Here is an 18,024-nt window from a genome sequence, read left to right as displayed (position 1 = left end):
CGTGCGGCGCCGTACACTGGGCGGAGCGAGAAGCGTGGATGGGGACGAGTAGCGGCGTACGCAGCCCAGAGCGACCCGGGGACGGTGGAAGCCCGGGGGCGAGCGCGACGTGAAGATCACCCCGGAGCCGCCGGAAGAAAGCCCTGCAAGGGTCGGTAGAGCCGGCTTCGCGACCCCAATGAGGGGGCTCACCGGCGCGCACGGCGTCCGGAGGGCCAAGGAGGGTGGTACCGCGGGAGCGCGCCGCACACGGCGTAGGCAGGACAAGGCTCTCGTCCCTCCGACGGAAGGCAGCAAGTCCGTTGGAGGAAGCTCGCAGATGACAGCGCCGACGTACCGCCAGGTGCCCGCACAGGTCGACCTGCCCGCCCTCGAGCACGCCGTGCTCGACTTCTGGCGCGAGCAGAAGATCTTCGCCAAGACCCTGGAGCAGTCCGAGGGCCGCCCCGAATGGGTGTTCTACGAGGGGCCGCCCACCGCCAACGGCATGCCCGGCGCCCACCACATCGAGGCGCGCGTCTTCAAGGACGTCTTCCCCCGCTTCCGCACCATGCGCGGTTACCACGTGGCCCGCAAGGCCGGCTGGGACTGCCACGGCCTGCCCGTCGAGCTGGCGGTCGAGAAGGAGCTGGGCTTCAGCGGCAAGCCGGACATCGAGAAGTACGGCATCGCCGAGTTCAACGCCAAGTGCCGGGAGTCGGTGACCCGCCACACCGACGCCTTCGAGGCGCTGACGACCCGCATGGGGTACTGGACCGACCTGGACGACGCCTACCGCACGATGGACCCCGAGTACATCGAGTCGGTCTGGTGGTCGCTGAAGACGATCTTCGACAAGGGCCTGCTGGTCCAGGACCACCGCGTCGCCCCCTGGTGTCCGCGCTGCGGCACCGGCCTGTCCGACCACGAGCTGGCGCAGGGCTACGAGACGGTCGTCGACCCCTCCGTGTACGTCCGTTTCCCGCTCACCTCCGGTCCGCTCGCCGGCCAGGCCGCGCTCCTGGTCTGGACGACCACCCCGTGGACCCTGGTGTCCAACACCGCGGTCGCCGCGCACCCCGAGGTCACCTACGTCGTCGCGACCGACGGCGAGGAGAAGGTCGTCGTCGCCGAGCCGCTCCTCGCCAAGGCGCTCGGCGAGGGCTGGGAGACCACGGGCCAGACCTTCACCGGCGCCGAGATGGAGCGCTGGACCTATCAACGTCCGTTCGAGCTCGTGGAGTTCCCGGAACCGGCGCATTACGTCGTGAACGCGGAGTACGTCACGACCGAGGACGGTACGGGCCTGGTCCACCAGTCCCCCGCCTTCGGTGAGGACGACCTCAGGGTCTGCCGCGCCTACGGTCTGCCGGTGGTGAACCCGGTGCGCCCGGACGGCACCTTCGAGGAGGACGTGCCCCTGGTCGGCGGCGTCTTCTTCAAGAAGGCCGACGAACGGCTCACCGAGGACCTCAAGCAGCGCGGCCTCCTCTTCAAGCACCTGCCGTACGAACACAGCTACCCGCACTGCTGGCGTTGCCACACCGCGCTGCTCTACTACGCGCAGCCGTCCTGGTACATCCGCACGACGGCGATCAAGGACCGCCTGCTCGCGGAGAACGAGGGGACGAACTGGTTCCCGGAGACGGTCAAGCACGGCCGGTACGGGGACTGGCTGAACAACAACATCGACTGGGCGCTGTCCCGGAACCGCTACTGGGGCACCCCGCTGCCGATCTGGCGCTGCGAGGACGACCACCTCACCGTGGTCGGCTCCCGCGCGGAGCTGACCGAGCTGACCGGCACCGACCAGTCGGAGCTGGACCCGCACCGCCCGTTCATCGACGAGGTCACCTTCGCGTGCCCGCAGTGCGCGAAGACGGCCACGCGCGTGCCGGAGGTCATCGACGCCTGGTACGACTCGGGTTCGATGCCGTTCGCGCAGTGGGGCTACCCGTACAAGAACAAGGACCTGTTCGAGTCCCGCTACCCGGCGCAGTTCATCTCCGAGGCGATCGACCAGACGCGCGGCTGGTTCTACACCCTCATGGCCGTCGGCACCCTGGTCTTCGACAGGTCGTCGTACGAGAACGTGGTCTGCCTGGGGCACATCCTCGCCGAGGACGGCCGCAAGATGTCCAAGCACCTGGGCAACATCCTGCAGCCGATCCCGTTGATGGACCAGCACGGCGCGGACGCGGTGCGCTGGTTCATGGCGGCCGGCGGCTCCCCGTGGGCGGCCCGCCGGGTCGGGCACGGCACCATCCAGGAGGTCGTCCGCAAGACGCTGCTGACCTACTGGAACACGGTCGCCTTCCAGGCTCTGTACGCCCGTACGTCGAACTGGGCGCCGTCCGCGGCGGACCCGGCCCCGGCCGACCGCCCGGTCCTGGACCGCTGGCTGCTCTCCGAGTTGCACGCGCTCACCGACCAGGTGACGCAGGCGCTGGAGGCGTACGACACCCAGCGCGCCGGAAAGCTGCTCTCGGCGTTCGTCGACGACCTGTCCAACTGGTACGTGCGCCGTTCCCGGCGCCGGTTCTGGCAGGGCGACAAGGCCGCGCTGCGCACGCTGCACGAGGTCGTGGAGACCGTCACCAAGCTGATGGCCCCGCTGACCCCGTTCATCACCGAGCGGGTGTGGCAGGACCTGGTGGTGCCGGTGACCCCGGGGGCGCCGGAGTCGGTGCACCTGTCCTCCTGGCCGGAGGCCGACCTGTCGGCGATCGACCCGGAGCTGTCGAAGCAGATGGTCCTGGTACGGCGGCTCGTGGAGCTCGGCCGGGCCACGCGCGCGGAGTCGGGCGTCAAGACGCGGCAGCCGCTGTCCCGGGCGCTGGTGGCGGCGGTCGGCTTCGACGCGCTCGACCCGGAGCTGCACGGGCAGATCACCGACGAGCTGAACGTGTCGTCGCTGGCGTCCCTCTCCGAGGTGGGCGGCTCCCTGGTCGACACGACCGCGAAGGCCAATTTCCGGGCGCTCGGCAAGCGGTTCGGCAAGCGGGTGCAGGAGGTCGCCAAGGCGGTCGCCGCGGCGGACGCGGCCGCGCTGTCGCTGGCGCTGCGCGAGGGCACGGCGTCGGTCGAGGTCGAGGGCGAGACGGTGACGCTGGCACCGGACGAGGTGATCATCACGGAGACGCCGCGTGAGGGCTGGTCGGTGGCGTCGGACTCCGGTGCGACCGTCGCGCTCGACCTGGAGATCACGGAGGAGCTGCGCCAGGCGGGCCTCGCCCGGGACGCGATCCGGCTGATCCAGGAGGCGCGCAAGAACAGCGGGCTGGACGTCGCCGACCGGATCGCGCTGCGGTGGGTGTCGACCGACCCGGCGGTGATCGCGGCGCTGGCGGAGCACGCCGGGTTGATCGCCGACGAGGTGCTGGCGACGGACTTCGCGCAGGGCGAGGCCGACGGCAGCTACGGCGAACCGTTCGTGGACGAGGGGCTGTCTCTGACGTTCCGGCTCCGCAAGGCGTAAGCGCCGGCCTGTTCGAGAAGGGCCCGGTCTCCACGGTGGGGATCGGGCCCCTTTTCGTAGGTGCGGGCCTGAGCAGGTACCGTGCGCGGCTTCCCGCGCCCCTTCATGCACAGGTCAGTGTCGTGGGCGCGCGGTTCCCCGCGTCCCTCGGGATGCCTGCGCAACACGCGTAAAAAGGGCGGGGCCCCGGATCGGAATCCGGGGCCCCGCCCTGTGGTGCTGCCGACGGCTACGCGCGCTACGCGCCCGCCGTCAGTTGTCGTCCTCGTCGATGAGGAAGCCGCGCATCGGGGACGGCGCCTGGCCCATCGGAGAGGGGCCCTGCGGGCGTACCGGTGCCATCGGCTGGGTCATCGCCGGCGTCATCTGCTGCTGGCCGCCGTAGGACGGGCCGGCGGGGGACGGGCCACCCATCGACGGGTTGCCGCCGTAGGACGGGGCGCTCGCGCCGGCCGGGGCCATGGAGGGCGCCGGGGACGGCGGGAGGGAGGCCGTGGCCGGGGTGCGCGGCGGCGCCAGGGAGTCGTCGGCCTGGGTCTCCAGCTGACGCAGCTGCGACTCCAGGTACGACTTCAGACGCGTGCGGTACTCGCGCTCGAAGCCGCGCAGGTCCTCGACCTTGCGCTCCAGCGTGGCGCGCGCGGACTCCAGGGAGCCCATGGCGACGCGGTGCTTCTCCTGCGCGTCCCGCTCCAGCGCGTCGGCCTTGGCACGGGCGTCGCGCTCCAGACCCTCGGCGCGGCTGCGGGCCTCGCCGACGATCTTGTTGGCCTCGGAGCGGGCCTCGGCGATCGCCTGGTCGGCGGTCTGCTGGGCCAGCGAGAGGACACGGGCGGCGCTGTCGCCACCGGGGCCCTGACCGGGGCCGCCCATCGGACCGCCCATGGGGCCGCCCATCGGGCCACCCATCTGCTGCTGCATGGGGGGCTGGCCACCCATCGGGCCCATGCCCTGGCCCATCGGACCCTGACCCATCGGGCCCTGACCCATCGGGCCCTGGCCCATCGGACCCTGACCCATCGGGCCCTGGCCCATCTGACCCTGACCCATCTGACCGGGACCCTGGCCCATCGGACCCTGGCCCATCGGGCCGGGACCCTGCGGACCGCCCTGGCCACTGGGGCCGGCCGGCAGCTGCGGGGCACCGCTCGGCAGCTGCGGGGGACCGCCCATGGGGCCACCCATCTGCTGCTGCGGCGGGCCCGATATGCCGGCGGGCACCGGAGCGCCGGGACCTCGCATGCCCTGCTGCGGCATGCCCTGAGGCATGCCCTGCTGCGGCATCCCGCCCTGCTGGGGCATCCCGCCCTGCTGGTCCTGCTCCGGAGGCTTGCGCATGTTCTGCTGGTTCTGGGCAGCAGCACGCGTGGCCGCGGCCAGCTTGGCGCGCAGGTCCTCGTTCTCGCGGAGCAGGCGCGTCAGTTCGGCTTCGACCTCATCGAGGAAGGCATCGACCTCGTCCTCGTCATAGCCTTCTCGGAGGCGGACGGTCGTGAACTGCTTGTTCCGCACGTCCTCGGGGGTCAACGGCATCTCTTCACCTCAACGTAGTCGTCGGCATCGGCAAGACGGTAGGTCACATCGCTCATCACAGCCGACCAACGATCGCGATCAGGATGTAGACGATGATCATCAGTACGAAGAAGGACAGGTCGAGCGCCACGCCCCCGAGACGCAGCGGCGGAATGAACCGCCGCAGAAGCTTGAGCGGTGGATCGGTGACAGTGTAGGTGGCCTCAAGTACGACCACCATCGCCTTGCCGGGTTGCCATGAGCGGGCGAACTGGAACACGTAGTCCATGACCAACCGGAAGATGAGCACGATGAGGAAGCACATCAGCGCGATGTAGATCACATCCAGGAACACGCTCATGGTCCGTGCTTTCCCTCTCCCCTGTTTCCGTGCCTAGTACCGGTCTTGCGTCTCAGCTCTGGTTGAAGAACCCGCCCTCTGCGATGCGGGCCTTGTCCTCCGCCGTGACATCGACGTTAGCAGGCGACAACAGGAACACCTTCTGCGTCACCCGCTCGATGCTGCCGTGAAGACCAAACACCAAACCGGCCGCAAAGTCGACAAGTCGCTTCGCGTCTGTGTCATCCATCTCAGTCAGATTCATGATCACCGGCGTGCCCTCACGGAAGTGTTCCCCGATGGTACGGGCCTCGTTGTAGGTCCGGGGGTGAAGCGTGGTGATCCGGTAAGGCTCTCGTTCCGACACGACCTTGGGCATGATCACCGGTGCGTTCTTCTCCAGGCTCGCGCGTTCTTGTGTGATGGACGCCACGGGGGCGATGCGCGCCGGGCGCCCCGATTCCGCGGGCAGCGCCGCGGAATGCGACACCGGCTCGCGGGGGGGCGACGGCTGTACCACTCGTACCGAATCGTCCCTTTGGGACTGGTGTGAACCGTGGGACTGGTGTGACGGCTCGTGCCGTCGATGATCCCGCTCGGGCTCCGGGTCCAGTTCGGGCTCGAAGTCGTCATCGGGGTCGAATCCGCGGCCGTCGTACCCATCGTCCTCCACGAGGCCGAGGTAGACCGCCATCTTGCGCATCGCGCCGGCCATGCTCTGAGTCCTCCGCTCTGTGGTGGATCGGTGACGACTGCCAAGTCCCGCGATCCACAAGGCCGTTGTGCCCGTATTGGGCGGCATTGACCATATTTTCTGCTGTGGTCCGACTTCCTGGCGACGTTACCCGAGCCTGGGGCGGACTCCGAGTACCGCAGTGCCGACGCGTACATGTGTCGCCCCGGCGGCCACGGCTTCCTCAAGGTCCGCACTCATCCCTGCGGAGACCATTTTCGCAGCCGGATGGGCTCGGCGCAGGTCGGTCGACAAATCCATCAACCGCCCGAACGCCGCGCGTTGGCGCCCCGCGTACTCCCCGGTGAGCGGAGCGACGGTCATGAGGCCGTCGAGCCGCAGTCCCGGCGAGCCGGCGACGCAGGCGGCCAACTCTTCGATTCCGCCCGGCGCCACGCCGCCGCGCTCCCCTCGGCCGCTCGCGCCCGCGTCGAGCGCGACCTGGAGGAGGCACCCGACCTCGCGCCCGGCCCGCACCGCCTCCCTCGACAGCGCGTCCACGAGCCTGGCGCGATCGACGGACTGCACGAGATCCGCATAACCCACTACGGATCGCACTTTATTGGTCTGCAATTGACCGACAAAGTGCCAAACCAAGGGCAGATCCGAACATTCGGCGGCCTTGGGGGCCGCGTCCTGGTCCCGGTTCTCGGCGACGTGGCGCACCCCGAGATCCGACAGGATCCGCACGTCGCTCGCCGGGTAGGTCTTGGTGACCACGATCAGGGTCACCTCCTCCCGCTTGCGCCCGGCCGCCGCACAGGCGGCGGCGATGCGCTCCTCCACTTTCGCCAGGTTTCCGGCGAGTTCGGTCTTACGGTCCGTCATGCCCCATCAGTCCAGCCACACATAGCCGGCGAGCCGCCCGGTGGTGCGGTCCCGCCGGTACGAGAAGTGATCACCCGACTCCAGCGTGCACACCGGCGACTGCGCCCGGTCGAGCACTCCGGCGCGCGCCAGCTGTGCGTGCACTCCGGCGCTCACGTCCACCGCCGGAGTGCCCCAGCTGGTCTCGGCGTGCGCCGTCGGCTCGACGGCGGCCACCTCGGCGCGCATCGCCTCGGGCACCTCGTAGCACCGGCCGCACACCGCGGGTCCGGTGCGGGCGACGATCCGGGCCGGGTCGGCGCCGAGCGACTCCATGGCGTCGATCGCGGCCGGCACGATCCCCTTGACCATGCCCGGCCTCCCGGCATGGGCGGCGGCGGCCACTCCGGCCACCGGGTCGGCCAGCAGGACCGGCACGCAGTCCGCGGTCAGCACGGCGAGGGCGAGCCCGCGGACCGCGGTCACCAGCCCGTCGACCTCCGGGGTGAGCCGGGTGGTCCACGGTCCCTCGACCTCGGCCACGTCGTTCCCGTGCACCTGGTTCATCCAGACCACCCGGCCGGGGTCCAGTCCGAGCGCCTTGGCGGCGATCTCCCGGTTGGTCCGTACCACGCCGGGGTCGTCGCCGACCGCCCCGCCCAGGTTGAGCTCCTCGTACGGAGCGGCGCTCACCCCGCCCCACCTGTCGGTGAAGGCGAAGTGCGCGCCGCTCACGGTCTCGCGCTGTCCTATCACGTCGTAAGGATCACTTGAGGAAGTCCGGTACGTCCAGTTCCTCGGCCGCGCTGTCCGTGTAGGAACGGGACGGCGGGACCGGCGGGGCGACCGGGATGTCGGCCACCGGCTCGGGCGCCGGCTCCGGCTCCTCCTTCGGCGTCACGCTGCCGAGCGAGCCGAAGGAGGGGCGCTCGGGCTCCCGGCGGGCCGGAGCGGGCTCGTCGCGGCGGGCGGAGGCGGAGGACGAACCGAGGACGTTGTCCCGGCGGGCCGGGGGCTGGCCCCCGTCGAAGCCGGCCGCGATGACGGTGACGCGGACCTCGTCGCCGAGGGCGTCGTCGATGACCGCGCCGAAGATGATGTTGGCCTCGGGGTGGGCGGCCTCACTGACCAGCTGGGCGGCCTCGTTGATCTCGAACAGGCCGAGGTCGGAGCCGCCGGAGATGGAGAGCAGCACGCCCCGGGCGCCGTCGATGGAGGCCTCCAGGAGCGGCGAGGAGATCGCCATCTCGGCGGCGGCCACCGCGCGGTCGTCGCCGCGGGCCGAGCCGATGCCCATGAGGGCCGAACCGGCCTCCGACATGACCGACTTGACGTCGGCGAAGTCGAGGTTGATCAGGCCGGGGGTGGTGATGAGGTCGGTGATGCCCTGGACACCGGAGAGCAGGACCTGGTCGGCCGACTTGAAGGCGTCGAGCACGGAGACCTGGCGGTCCGAGATGGACAGCAGCCGGTCGTTCGGGATGACGATGAGGGTGTCGACCTCTTCGCGGAGTTCGGCGATGCCGTCCTCGGCCTGGTTGGCGCGGCGCCGGCCCTCGAAGGTGAACGGGCGGGTGACCACGCCGATGGTGAGGGCGCCCAGCGAGCGCGCGATGTTGGCCACGACGGGCGCGCCGCCGGTGCCGGTGCCGCCGCCTTCACCGGCCGTCACGAAGACCATGTCGGCCCCCTTGAGGACCTCCTCGATCTCCTCGCGGTGGTCCTCGGCGGCCTTGCGGCCGACGGCCGGGTTGGCGCCGGCGCCGAGTCCGCGGGTGAGTTCGCGGCCGACGTCGAGCTTGACGTCGGCGTCGCTCATCAACAGCGCCTGTGCGTCGGTGTTGATGGCGATGAACTCGACGCCCTTGAGGCCGACCTCGATCATCCGGTTGATGGCATTGACACCACCGCCGCCGACACCGATGACCTTGATGACTGCGAGGTAGTTCTGCGGTGCTGCCACGTCGAAGGCCTCTCGCCTCGAATTACGTTGCCGTCCACGTGCGGTGTCCCGCGCGGGGCGACAGATGCCGATTGGGACGGTCCGTAGCGCCGACCCGAACCCTAACGTTGAAGTTTAGGGTTACCAGTGTGTCCGTTCCTTGAAGTCTTCTGAACAGGACACTAAGTCGACAAGTGGCGCCCGTTCAACGAACACGCCGAACCTCCCGTTTTTCTTTTCACCCTATGTGATCAGCCGTAGCAGTGCCCAACCAGGGTGCTGGCCTGCGCTGATGTGCGTCAACTCGCCGATGACGCAGGGGCGGTGGGAACACTCACGTCGAAGTGCCGGGCACCGGAAGCGGCTTTCAGGAGTGCGGTGAGGGTGCGCGCCTTCGCGGCACCGTTCTCGGAACTGCCCCACTCCACGACGCGGCCGCCGCTCAACTCCAGCGAGATGTCGTCGTAGGAACGGACCTTGAGGGTCCGGGTGTCCCGGCGGACGGCGGCCGGCATGGCGCGCGCGACGTCGACCGCCTCCCGCACCAGCCGGTCGGTGCCGAACCGGCGCAGGCTCGCGGTCGCCGAACCCGACCGGGGCGGACTCAACTCCAGCTCCGGAACGCCTTTCGGCGCCTGCGAGACCGTGGCGAACCGGACGCCCTTCCTGTCCACTTCGGTGAAATTTCCGCCCTTTTCGATGAGCAGCACGGGGGCGCGCTCGGTCACTTTCAGTCCGATTCCGCGCGGCCAGGAACGGACCACGTCCACCGTGTCGATGCGGGGCAGTCTCCGGCGCAGCCGGGCCTCCATCCCGCCGGTGTCGACGGAGACCAGCGGCGCCCCGACCGGCACGTCGGCCGCCTCCAGGACGTCCTCGGGGGTCAGAACGGCCGTACCGGACACGGAGACGTGGCGCACCCGCAGCCACGGGGAGCCGTACAGCAGCCAGGCGGAGCCTGAACCGAGGAGCACCACGGCCAGTACCAGAATGACCATCCTACGAAAGCGGCGGTTCCGTAGCCGCCGGACGAGCGGCGGGCCGGACGACTCCTGCTGGCGCTCACCGCGTTCCGCGGTGGTGGTCGGTCCGGCCACGCTGCTCACTTGCCTTTCGTCATACGGTCCTACCGGCTTGAGGCGATCGCCTCGTACACCATGCCGACGAGCAGGTCGTCGGCGTCCCGGCGGCCGAACTCGCTTGCCGCACGCGACATCTCGTACAGCCGGTGCGGGTCGGCGAGCACCGGCAGGACGTTCTGCTGCACCCACTCCGGGGTGAGTTCGGCGTCGTCGACCAGCAGACCGCCGCCCGCCTTGACCACCGGCTGGGCGTTGAGCCGCTGTTCGCCGTTGCCGATGGGCAGCGGGACGTACGCGGCCGGAAGCCCGACGGCGGAGAGTTCGGCGACGGTCATCGCGCCCGCACGGCAGAGCATCATGTCGGCCGCGGCGTACGCGAGGTCCATCCGGTCCAGGTAACTTACCGGGATATAGGGCGGCATCCCCGGCATCTGGTGCACCTGCGGCAGTTCGTTCTTCGGGCCGACCGCGTGCAGGATCTGGATGCCGGCCTGCTGCAGCCAGGGCGCGACCTGCTGGACGACCTCGTTCAGGCGGCGGGCGCCCTGGGAGCCGCCGGAGACCAGCAGCGTGGGCAGGTTGGGGTCGAGGCCGAAGCGGTGCCGGGCCTCGGGACGGGCGGCGGCCCGGTCCAGGGTGGCGATGGAACGGCGCAGCGGGATGCCGATGTAGCGGGCGTCGCGCAGCTTGCTGTCCGGCGTGGAGACGGCGACCCTCGCGGCGTACCGGGAGCCGATCTTGTTGGCGAGGCCGGGACGGGCGTTGGCCTCGTGGATCACGATCGGCACGCCGAGGCGCTTGGCGGCGAGGTAGGCGGGCAGGGCGACGTAGCCGCCGAAGCCCGCGACGCAGTCCGCCTTGGTGCGCTCCAGGACCTGCTCGGCGGCCTTGATGGTGCCGCGCAGCCGGCCGGGGACGGTGATCAGCTCAGGAGTGGGCCTGCGGGGCAGCGGCACCGCCGGGATCAGTGCCAGCTCGTAACCGCGCTGCGGGACGAGCGTGGTCTCCAGGCCGCGTTCCGTGCCCAGGGCCGTGATCCCCACGGTGGGGTCCTGCCTGCGCAGGGCGTCCGCGAGGGCGAGCGCGGGCTCGATGTGGCCGGCGGTCCCCCCACCAGCGAGTACGACATGCACCGAAATTCACCGCTCTCCGGACGAGCGCGCCGCCGAGGCACGCCGTCGCATCGTGTTCCATCTCCGAGGCCCCTGAGGGCCCCCGGTTCCCCGCTTTCTACCAAACCGAGGTTGCCGCATCGCAAGCGCCGCCCGCGCAGCGGGCTCGTCGCGCGCGAAGGCGATCAGCAGCCCGATGGCGAACATGGTCGGCAGCAGGGCGGAGCCTCCGTAGGAGAACAGCGGGAGGGGGACGCCGGCGATCGGCAGCAGGCCGAGCACCGCACCGATGTTGATCACCGCCTGAGCGGTGATCCAGGTGGTCACGCCTCCCGCGGCGTACCTCACGAAGGGGTCCTCCGTGCGTCCGGCCACGCGGATACCCGCATAGCCTAGAGCCGCGAAGAGGGCGAGTACCGACAGCGTCCCCGCCAAGCCCAGCTCCTCACCGGTGACGGCGAAGATGAAGTCGGTGTGGGCTTCGGGGAGTTGTCCCCATTTCTCCACACTCGCACCGAGGCCGGAGCCGAAGAGTCCGCCGGAGGCCAGCGCGTAGATGCCATGCACCGCCTGCCAGCAGTCGGCGACACCGCTCCTCGGCTCGGTGGCGCCGATGCAGGCGAGCCGGGCCATGCGGTTGGGGCTCGTCTTGATGAGGATCACACCGAGCACGCCCGCGATGGACAGCACTCCGGCGAACAGCCGGGTCGGCGCCCCCGCAAGCCACAGCACGCCGAACAGGATCGCGGTCAGGATGATCGCCGTGCCCATGTCGCCGCCGAGCATGATCAGCCCGAGCAGCAGGAAGCTCACGGGAACGAGCGGCACCAGCATGTGCTTCCACTGGTTCAGCAGCCGCTTCTCCTGTTTGCGCGCCATCAGGTCGGCGCCCCACAGCACCAGGGCGAGCTTGCCGAACTCGCTGGGCTGGATCTGGAAGGAGCCGCCCAGAGAGATCCAGTTCTGGTTGCCGTTGACGGACATCCCTATCCCCGGCACCTGTACCAGCGCCATCAGGAAGACGGCGCCGGCGAGGATCGGGTAGGCGAGCGCCCGGTGCAGCTTCACCGGCATGCGGGACGCCACGAGCAGCAGCACGCCGCCGATACAGGCGGCCAGGAACTGCTTCCGGAAGAAGAACGAGCCCGGCAGCGACATCTGCAGCGCGGTGATCTGGGAGGCCGAGTAGACCATCACCAGGCCCAGCACGATGATGAGCAGACTGCCGCCGAGGATCAGGTAGTACGCGGTGAGCGGCCGGTCCCAGGCCCGGTGGGCGCGCATGTAGAACCGCCGCAGCGCGTTGTCGCGCGAGGCGCGGGGCGTGACGGGCCGGCGCACCGCCCGCTGTACGGGCGGGCGGCCGGTGCGGCTACCGGACATCAACGCCTCCGCTGCACGTCGACCGTCCCACGGGTCCCTCCCAAGGTCGCCCGGCAGGCGGCCGGGTCAGGCGCCGAGTTCGCGAACCGCCTGGGCGAACGCGTCACCGCGCTTGTTGTAGTTGGCGAACATGTCCATGGAGGCACAGGCGGGGGCAAGGAGCACCGTGTCGCCTTCGACCGCCAGCCGCCGGGCCTCCTGGACCGCCGCGAGCATCGCCCCAGTGTCGGTCCGGTCGAGGTCGACGACCGGGACTTCCGGCGCGTGTCGCGCGAGGGCGTCCCGGATGAGGGCGCGATCGGCGCCGATGAGCACCGCGCCGCGAAGTCGCTTTGCCGACTTGGCGACCAGTTCGTCGAAGGTCGCACCTTTCGCCAGACCGCCCGCAATCCATACGATCGACTCATATGACGCCAACGAGGCTTCGGCCGCGTGAGTATTGGTGGCCTTGGAGTCGTCGACGTAGGCGACCCCGTCCACGTCGGCGACGTGCGCGATGCGGTGGGCGTCCGGCGTGAAGGCCCGCAGTCCGTCCCGTACGGCCGTGGGGGGCACCCCGAAGGCGCGCGCGAGGGCCGCGGCGGCAAGGGCGTTGGCGATGTTGTGCGGGGCCGGCGGGTTGACGTCGGAGACCTCGGCCAGCTCCTGGGCGTTCTTCTGCCGGTTCTCGACGAAGGCGCGGTCGACCAGGATGCCGTCCACCACGCCGAGTTGGGAGGGCCCGGGGGTGCCGAGGGTGAAGCCGACGGCCCGGCAGCCCTCCTCGACGTCGGCCTCGCGGACCAGATCCTCGGTGAGCTTGTCGGCGACGTTGTAGACGCACGCGACCCGGTTGCCCTCGTAGATGCGGCCCTTGTCGGCCGCGTAGGCCTCCATGGAGCCGTGCCAGTCGAGGTGGTCGGGGGCGAGGTTCAGCACGGCCGCCGAGTGGGCGCGCAGCGAGGGCGCCCAGTGCAGCTGGTAGCTGGACAGCTCCACCGCGAGGACGTCGTACTCCTCGTCCCCTAGGACCGCGTCGAGCAGCGAGACGCCGATGTTGCCGACGGCGGCCGTGCGCAGGCCCGCGGCCTTCAGGATCGACGCCAGCATCTGGACGGTGGTGGTCTTGCCGTTGGTGCCCGTGACGGCCAGCCAGGGGGCGGCGCCGGGGCCGCGGAGCCGCCAGGCGAGTTCGACGTCGCCCCAGATCTCGATGCCGGCCGCGCGGGCCGCCTGGAACAGGGGCTTGTCCGGCTTCCAGCCGGGCGCGGTGACGACGAGCTCGGTGCCCTCCGGCAGGGTCGCGCCGTCACCGAGCCGTACCGTGACGCCCAAAGCCTCCAGTTCGGCGGCCTGTTCACGCGCGCGTGCGTCGTCGCCGTCGTTGACGACCGTGACGACCGCCCCGCGCGCGTGCAGCACCTTGGCCGCCGGGACACCGGAGACGCCGAGCCCGGCGACGGTGACGTGCCTGCCCTGCCAGTCGGTCACTTGTCCGCTGCCCATCCTGCGTAGAAGAGGCCGAGTCCGACAATCACACAGATGCCCTGGATGATCCAGAAGCGGACCACCACAAGGACTTCGGACCAGCCCTTGAGTTCGAAGTGGTGCTGGAGCGGTGCCATCCGGAAGACGCGCTTGCCGGTGAGCCGGAAGGAGCCGACCTGGATGACGACCGACATGGTGATGAGGACGAACAGGCCGCCCATGATGGCGACGAGCAGCTCCGTGCGGGAGAGGATCGCCAGACCCGTGAGGACACCGCCGAGCGCGAGCGAACCGGTGTCGCCCATGAAGATCTTGGCCGGCGAGGTGTTCCACCACAGGAAGCCGAGGCAGGAACCCATCAGCGCGGAGGCGATGACCGCGAGATCCAGCGGGTCGCGCACCTCGTAGCAGGCGTTCGGGTTCGTCAGGGTCGTCGCGTTGGCGCAGGACTCCTGGAACTGCCAGACGCCGATGAACGTGTAGGCGCCGAAGACGAGCACGGAGGCGCCGGTGGCCAGACCGTCCAGGCCGTCGGTCAGGTTCACGCCGTTGGACATCGCGAGGATCATGAACAGCGCCCAGACCACGAACAGCACCGGGCCGATGGTCCAGCCGAAGTCCGTGATGAAGGACAGCTTGGTGGAGGCCGGGGTGTTGCCGCGGGCGTCGGCGAACTGCAGCGACAGCACCGCGAAGGAGATGCCGACGATCAGCTGCCCGGCCATCTTCGCCTTGGCCCGCAGACCGAGCGAGCGCCGCTTGACGATCTTGATGTAGTCGTCGAGGAAGCCGACCAGGCCCATCCCGCACATCAGGCCGAGCACCAGCAGGCCCGAGTAGGTCGGGGTGTAGCCGGTGATCACCTTGGACAGGAAGTAGGCGGCGACCGTCGACAGGATGAAGGCGATACCGCCCATCGTCGGCGTACCGCGCTTGCTGGCGTGCTCGCGCGGGCCGTCGTCACGGATGTACTGGCCGTAGCCCTTGCGGGCGAGGAGCTTGATCAGCAGCGGGGTGCCGATCAGCGTCAGGAAGAGACCGATGACACCCGAGAAGAGGATCTGCTTCATCATCGGGCATCAACACCCTCGGCACCGGGCTCCAGGAGCGCCTGCGCAACGCTCTCCAGGCCCACCGACCGTGACGCCTTCACGAGTACGACGTCCCCCGGGCGCAACTCGCTGCGCAACAGGTCGACCGCCGCCTGTGCGTCGGACACGTGCACCGACTCCTCACCCCACGAACCCTCGTTATATGCGCCCAGTTGCAGCCAGGAGGCTTCCACTCCCCCGACGGCGACGAGCTTGCCGACATTGAGCCGGACGGCGAGCCGTCCGACCGCGTCGTGCTCGGCGAGCGCCTCGTCCCCGAGCTCGGCCATCTTGCCGAGCACCGCCCACGTGCGGCGCCCCTGACCCATGGCCGCGAGCGCGCGCAGTGCGGCTCGCATGGATTCGGGGTTGGCGTTGTAGGCGTCGTTGACGATCGTCACGCCGTCCGGGCGCTCGGTGACCTCCATACGCCAGCGGGAGAGGGAGCCCGCCTCGGAGAGCGCGAGGGCGATCTCTTCCGCGGACATGCCCAGCTCATGGGCGACGGCGGCCGCGGCGAGCGCGTTCGACACGTGGTGCTCACCGTACAGGCGCATGGTCACATCGCTTGCACCGGAGGGTGTGTGAAGACTGAACGCGGGCTGTCCCGTGTCCGTGAGTCGCACGTTCTCGGCCCGTACGTCCGCTTCGGCCGACTCTCCGAAAAGAACCACCTTCGCCTTGGTACGGGAGGCCATGGCCCGCACCAGCGGGTCGTCGGCGTTGAGGACCGCGACCCCGCCGTCCTCGGCCGCGGGCAGCGCCTCCACCAACTCGCCCTTCGCCTGGGCGATCTGCTCCCGGCCGCCGAACTCGCCGATGTGCGCGGTGCCGACGTTGAGGACCAGACCGACCTTCGGGGGTGTCAGATCGGTGAGGTAGCGGATGTGGCCGATGCCGCGGGCCCCCATCTCCAGCACCAGGAACTTCGTCTCCCCGGTGGCGGACAGGGCGGTCAGCGGCAGCCCGATCTCGTTGTTGAGCGAGCCGGGCGTGAAGACGGTCGGCGCCTTGGTGCGCAGCACCTGGGCGATGAGGTCCTTGGTGCTGGTCTTGCCGGCCGAGCCGGTCAGCGCCACGAGGGTCGCGCCGAGCCGTCGTACGACATGACGCGCGAGGGCGCCGAGGGCGGTCTGGACGTCGTCCACGACGATCGCGGGCACGCCGACGGGGCGCGACGCCAGGACGGCGACCGCGCCGGCGGCGACGACCTGCCGGGCGAAGTCGTGGCCGTCCACGCGTTCGCCCACGAAGGCGGCGAACAGGCTGCCCGGCCCCGCTTCGCGGGAGTCCCGGACGACCTCCCCGGTGACCTGGACGGACGGATCCGGTATGTCGTGCGTCTGCCCGCCGACGACTTCTGCGATCTCGGCGAGAGAGAGGGCGATCACAAGTTCATCCCCTGGGTCTTCTGGATTTTCATCCCTGGGTTTTCCGGATGGCTTCGCGGAGGACCTGGCGGTCGTCGAAGGGGCGGATCACGCCGGCGATGTCCTGGCCCTGCTCGTGGCCCTTGCCGGCGACCAGCACGGTGTCGCCGGGGTGCGCGCGGGCGACGGCGGCCTCGATCGCGGCGGCCCGGTCCTCGAAGAGGAGCACCTCACCGCGCTCGTGGGCGGGCACCGAGGCGGCGCCCTCGAGCATCGTCGCGAGGATCGCGAGCGGGTCCTCCGAGCGGGGGTTGTCGGAGGTCAGTACGGCGATGTCGGCGAGCCGGGCCGCGGCGGCGCCCATCGGGGCCCGCTTGGTCCGGTCGCGGTCCCCGCCGCAGCCGAGGACGATGTGCAGCCGCCCCTTGGTGACCTTGCGCAGGGCCCGGAGGACCGACTCGACGGCGTCCGTCTTGTGGGCGTAGTCGACGACCGCGAGGTAGGGCTGTCCGGCGTCCACGCGTTCCAGGCGGCCCGGCACGCCCGGTACGGCGGCGATGCCGTCGGCGGCGGTCTGCGGGTCGAGCCCGGCGGCGGTGAGGGCGACGATCGCGGCGAGGGTGTTCGCCACGTTGAAGGGGCCCGGCAGGGGCGACTTGGCGGCGACCTGGACGCCCTCGGGCCCGACGACGGTGAACGTCGAGGCCATCGGGCCGATGTGCACGTCCGCGGCGCGCCAGTCGGCGTCGGGGTGGCCCTCCGCGGAGTAGGTGACGACCGGGACGGAGGCCTCCCGGGCGAGCCGGCGGCCGTACTCGTCGTCGACGTTGACCACACCCCGTCTGCTGCGTTCCGGGGTGAACAGCTGTGCCTTGGCCCGGAAGTAGTCCTCCATGTCGGAGTGGAACTCCATGTGTTCCGGGCTGAGGTTGGTGAAGACGGCGATGTCGAAGACGCAGCCGTCGACCCGGCCGAGGACCAGGGCGTGGCTGGAGACCTCCATGGCGACCGCCTCGACCCCGCGCTCACGCATCACGGCGAACAGGGCCTGGAGGTCGGTGGCCTCGGGGGTGGTGCGCTCGGACTTGATGCGCTCGTCGCCGATGCGCATCTCGACGGTGCCGATGAGACCGGTGCTGTGCGCGGTCCTCAGGCCGCCCTCGACCAGGTATGCCGTGGTGGTCTTGCCCGAGGTGCCGGTGATGCCGATCTGGAGCAGGTCGCGGCCCGGACGGCCGTAGATGGTGGCCGCCAGCTCGCCCATCCGCCCGCGCGGGTCGTCGACGACCAGGACCGGCAGGCCGGTCGCGGCGGCGCGCTCGGCGCCCGCCGGGTCGGTCAGCACGGCGACCGCGCCGAGGCCGGCGGCCTGGGTGGCGAAGTCGGCGCCGTGCAGCCGGGCGCCCGGCAGGGCGGCGTACAGGTCGCCGGGGCGGACCGCGCGCGAGTCGTGGGTGATGCCCGTGACCTCGGCGGTGCCGGCCGCGGGTTCCGGCTCGGCGGCACCCAGCTGGTCGGCGAGCTCCGCGAGGGGTGTTGCGGAGACCTGAACCGGCCTGGGCGGCCCCGGATATGTCACGGATGCGCCCTTCCGGGTGGTTTGGGACTGATCAGCGTGTGGCACGGCGGTGAGCGTACCGGGCGCACCCGCTCCGGAGCGAAGCGAGGGGCGCGGCATCCCGTGGTTCCCGGGATCGGGGGTGGTCGTTGTCACGAGCTCGTTCCTGG

At 70.4% G+C, this 18,024-nt stretch carries 14 protein-coding genes; 1 reads left to right on the top strand and 13 read right to left on the bottom strand.

The genetic code is table 11. The features are described 5' to 3' along the window. The first annotated feature begins 319 nt into the window (after window positions 1-319). Complete coding sequence (gene ileS, locus BLW82_RS31750) at window positions 320-3,457, top strand: isoleucine--tRNA ligase (RefSeq protein ID WP_093504106.1); 3,138 nt, start codon at window positions 320-322, stop codon at window positions 3,455-3,457. Window positions 3,458-3,709: 252 nt separating this feature from the next. Here ileS and BLW82_RS31745 read toward each other — a convergent pair whose 3' ends face one another. From BLW82_RS31745 to BLW82_RS31680, 13 genes are all read right to left on the bottom strand, one after another. Then, window positions 3,710-4,990, bottom strand: coding sequence for a DivIVA domain-containing protein (locus BLW82_RS31745; RefSeq protein ID WP_093504104.1), 1,281 nt, complete (start codon window positions 4,988-4,990; stop codon window positions 3,710-3,712). Window positions 4,991-5,045: 55 nt separating this feature from the next. Beyond that, window positions 5,046-5,330: a YggT family protein gene (locus tag BLW82_RS31740; protein ID WP_046729537.1), complete on the bottom strand. Its 285-nt coding sequence runs from the start codon at window positions 5,328-5,330 to the stop codon at window positions 5,046-5,048. A gap of 52 nt (window positions 5,331-5,382) precedes the next feature. Further along, window positions 5,383-6,024: a cell division protein SepF gene (locus tag BLW82_RS31735; RefSeq protein ID WP_093504102.1), complete on the bottom strand. Its 642-nt coding sequence runs from the start codon at window positions 6,022-6,024 to the stop codon at window positions 5,383-5,385. 126 nt (window positions 6,025-6,150) lie between these two features. After that, window positions 6,151-6,870 carry a YggS family pyridoxal phosphate-dependent enzyme gene (locus tag BLW82_RS31730; protein WP_093504100.1) on the bottom strand — a complete coding sequence of 240 codons (720 nt, stop codon included), beginning with the start codon at window positions 6,868-6,870 and terminating at the stop codon, window positions 6,151-6,153. Window positions 6,871-6,876: 6 nt separating this feature from the next. Next, window positions 6,877-7,605: a peptidoglycan editing factor PgeF gene (gene pgeF / locus BLW82_RS31725; RefSeq protein WP_093504098.1), complete on the bottom strand. Its 729-nt coding sequence runs from the start codon at window positions 7,603-7,605 to the stop codon at window positions 6,877-6,879. A gap of 10 nt (window positions 7,606-7,615) precedes the next feature. Then, window positions 7,616-8,812 carry a cell division protein FtsZ gene (ftsZ, locus tag BLW82_RS31720; protein ID WP_093504097.1) on the bottom strand — a complete coding sequence of 399 codons (1,197 nt, stop codon included), beginning with the start codon at window positions 8,810-8,812 and terminating at the stop codon, window positions 7,616-7,618. A gap of 278 nt (window positions 8,813-9,090) precedes the next feature. Beyond that, the gene (locus BLW82_RS31710; protein WP_093508388.1) at window positions 9,091-9,888 is read right to left on the bottom strand and encodes a cell division protein FtsQ/DivIB; all 798 of its coding nucleotides are present in this window, start codon (window positions 9,886-9,888) and stop codon (window positions 9,091-9,093) included. Between the two features lie 29 nt (window positions 9,889-9,917). Then, window positions 9,918-11,006: an undecaprenyldiphospho-muramoylpentapeptide beta-N-acetylglucosaminyltransferase gene (gene murG, locus BLW82_RS31705; RefSeq protein WP_093504093.1), complete on the bottom strand. Its 1,089-nt coding sequence runs from the start codon at window positions 11,004-11,006 to the stop codon at window positions 9,918-9,920. 6 nt (window positions 11,007-11,012) lie between these two features. Continuing rightward, entirely contained in the window at window positions 11,013-12,368 is a 1,356-nt protein-coding gene (ftsW, locus tag BLW82_RS31700) for a putative lipid II flippase FtsW (protein ID WP_093504091.1), read from the bottom strand. Window positions 12,369-12,434: 66 nt separating this feature from the next. After that, the gene (murD, locus tag BLW82_RS31695; protein ID WP_093504089.1) at window positions 12,435-13,853 is read right to left on the bottom strand and encodes a UDP-N-acetylmuramoyl-L-alanine--D-glutamate ligase; all 1,419 of its coding nucleotides are present in this window, start codon (window positions 13,851-13,853) and stop codon (window positions 12,435-12,437) included. Further along, window positions 13,835-14,905 (bottom strand): phospho-N-acetylmuramoyl-pentapeptide-transferase, encoded by a 1,071-nt coding sequence (gene mraY, locus BLW82_RS31690; RefSeq protein ID WP_093504086.1) that lies wholly within the window; start codon window positions 14,903-14,905, stop codon window positions 13,835-13,837. The genes murD and mraY overlap by 19 nt, the downstream gene beginning before the upstream one ends. Next, window positions 14,905-16,317, bottom strand: a complete 1,413-nt coding sequence (gene murF, locus BLW82_RS31685) for a UDP-N-acetylmuramoyl-tripeptide--D-alanyl-D-alanine ligase (protein ID WP_093504085.1) — start codon at window positions 16,315-16,317, stop codon at window positions 14,905-14,907. The genes mraY and murF overlap by 1 nt, the downstream gene beginning before the upstream one ends. Before the next feature lie 28 nt (window positions 16,318-16,345). Next, complete coding sequence (locus tag BLW82_RS31680) at window positions 16,346-18,010, bottom strand: UDP-N-acetylmuramoyl-L-alanyl-D-glutamate--2,6-diaminopimelate ligase (protein WP_177233140.1); 1,665 nt, start codon at window positions 18,008-18,010, stop codon at window positions 16,346-16,348. Window positions 18,011-18,024 lie beyond the last annotated feature (14 nt).

The organism is Streptomyces sp. Ag109_O5-10, from assembly GCF_900105755.1.
Lineage (GTDB): Bacteria > Actinomycetota > Actinomycetes > Streptomycetales > Streptomycetaceae > Streptomyces.
This window is presented reverse-complemented; position numbering and strand designations above follow the sequence as displayed.

Coding starts and splice junctions, on each gene's coding strand:
- ileS (WP_093504106.1), top strand. CDS start 320: ATGACAGCGCCGACGTACCGCCAGGTGCCCGCACAGGTCGACCTGCCC.
- BLW82_RS31745 (WP_093504104.1), bottom strand. CDS start 4,990: ATGCCGTTGACCCCCGAGGACGTGCGGAACAAGCAGTTCACGACCGTC.
- BLW82_RS31740 (WP_046729537.1), bottom strand. CDS start 5,330: ATGAGCGTGTTCCTGGATGTGATCTACATCGCGCTGATGTGCTTCCTC.
- BLW82_RS31735 (WP_093504102.1), bottom strand. CDS start 6,024: ATGGCCGGCGCGATGCGCAAGATGGCGGTCTACCTCGGCCTCGTGGAG.
- BLW82_RS31730 (WP_093504100.1), bottom strand. CDS start 6,870: ATGACGGACCGTAAGACCGAACTCGCCGGAAACCTGGCGAAAGTGGAG.
- ftsW (WP_093504091.1), bottom strand. CDS start 12,368: ATGTCCGGTAGCCGCACCGGCCGCCCGCCCGTACAGCGGGCGGTGCGC.
- murD (WP_093504089.1), bottom strand. CDS start 13,853: ATGGGCAGCGGACAAGTGACCGACTGGCAGGGCAGGCACGTCACCGTC.
- mraY (WP_093504086.1), bottom strand. CDS start 14,905: ATGAAGCAGATCCTCTTCTCGGGTGTCATCGGTCTCTTCCTGACGCTG.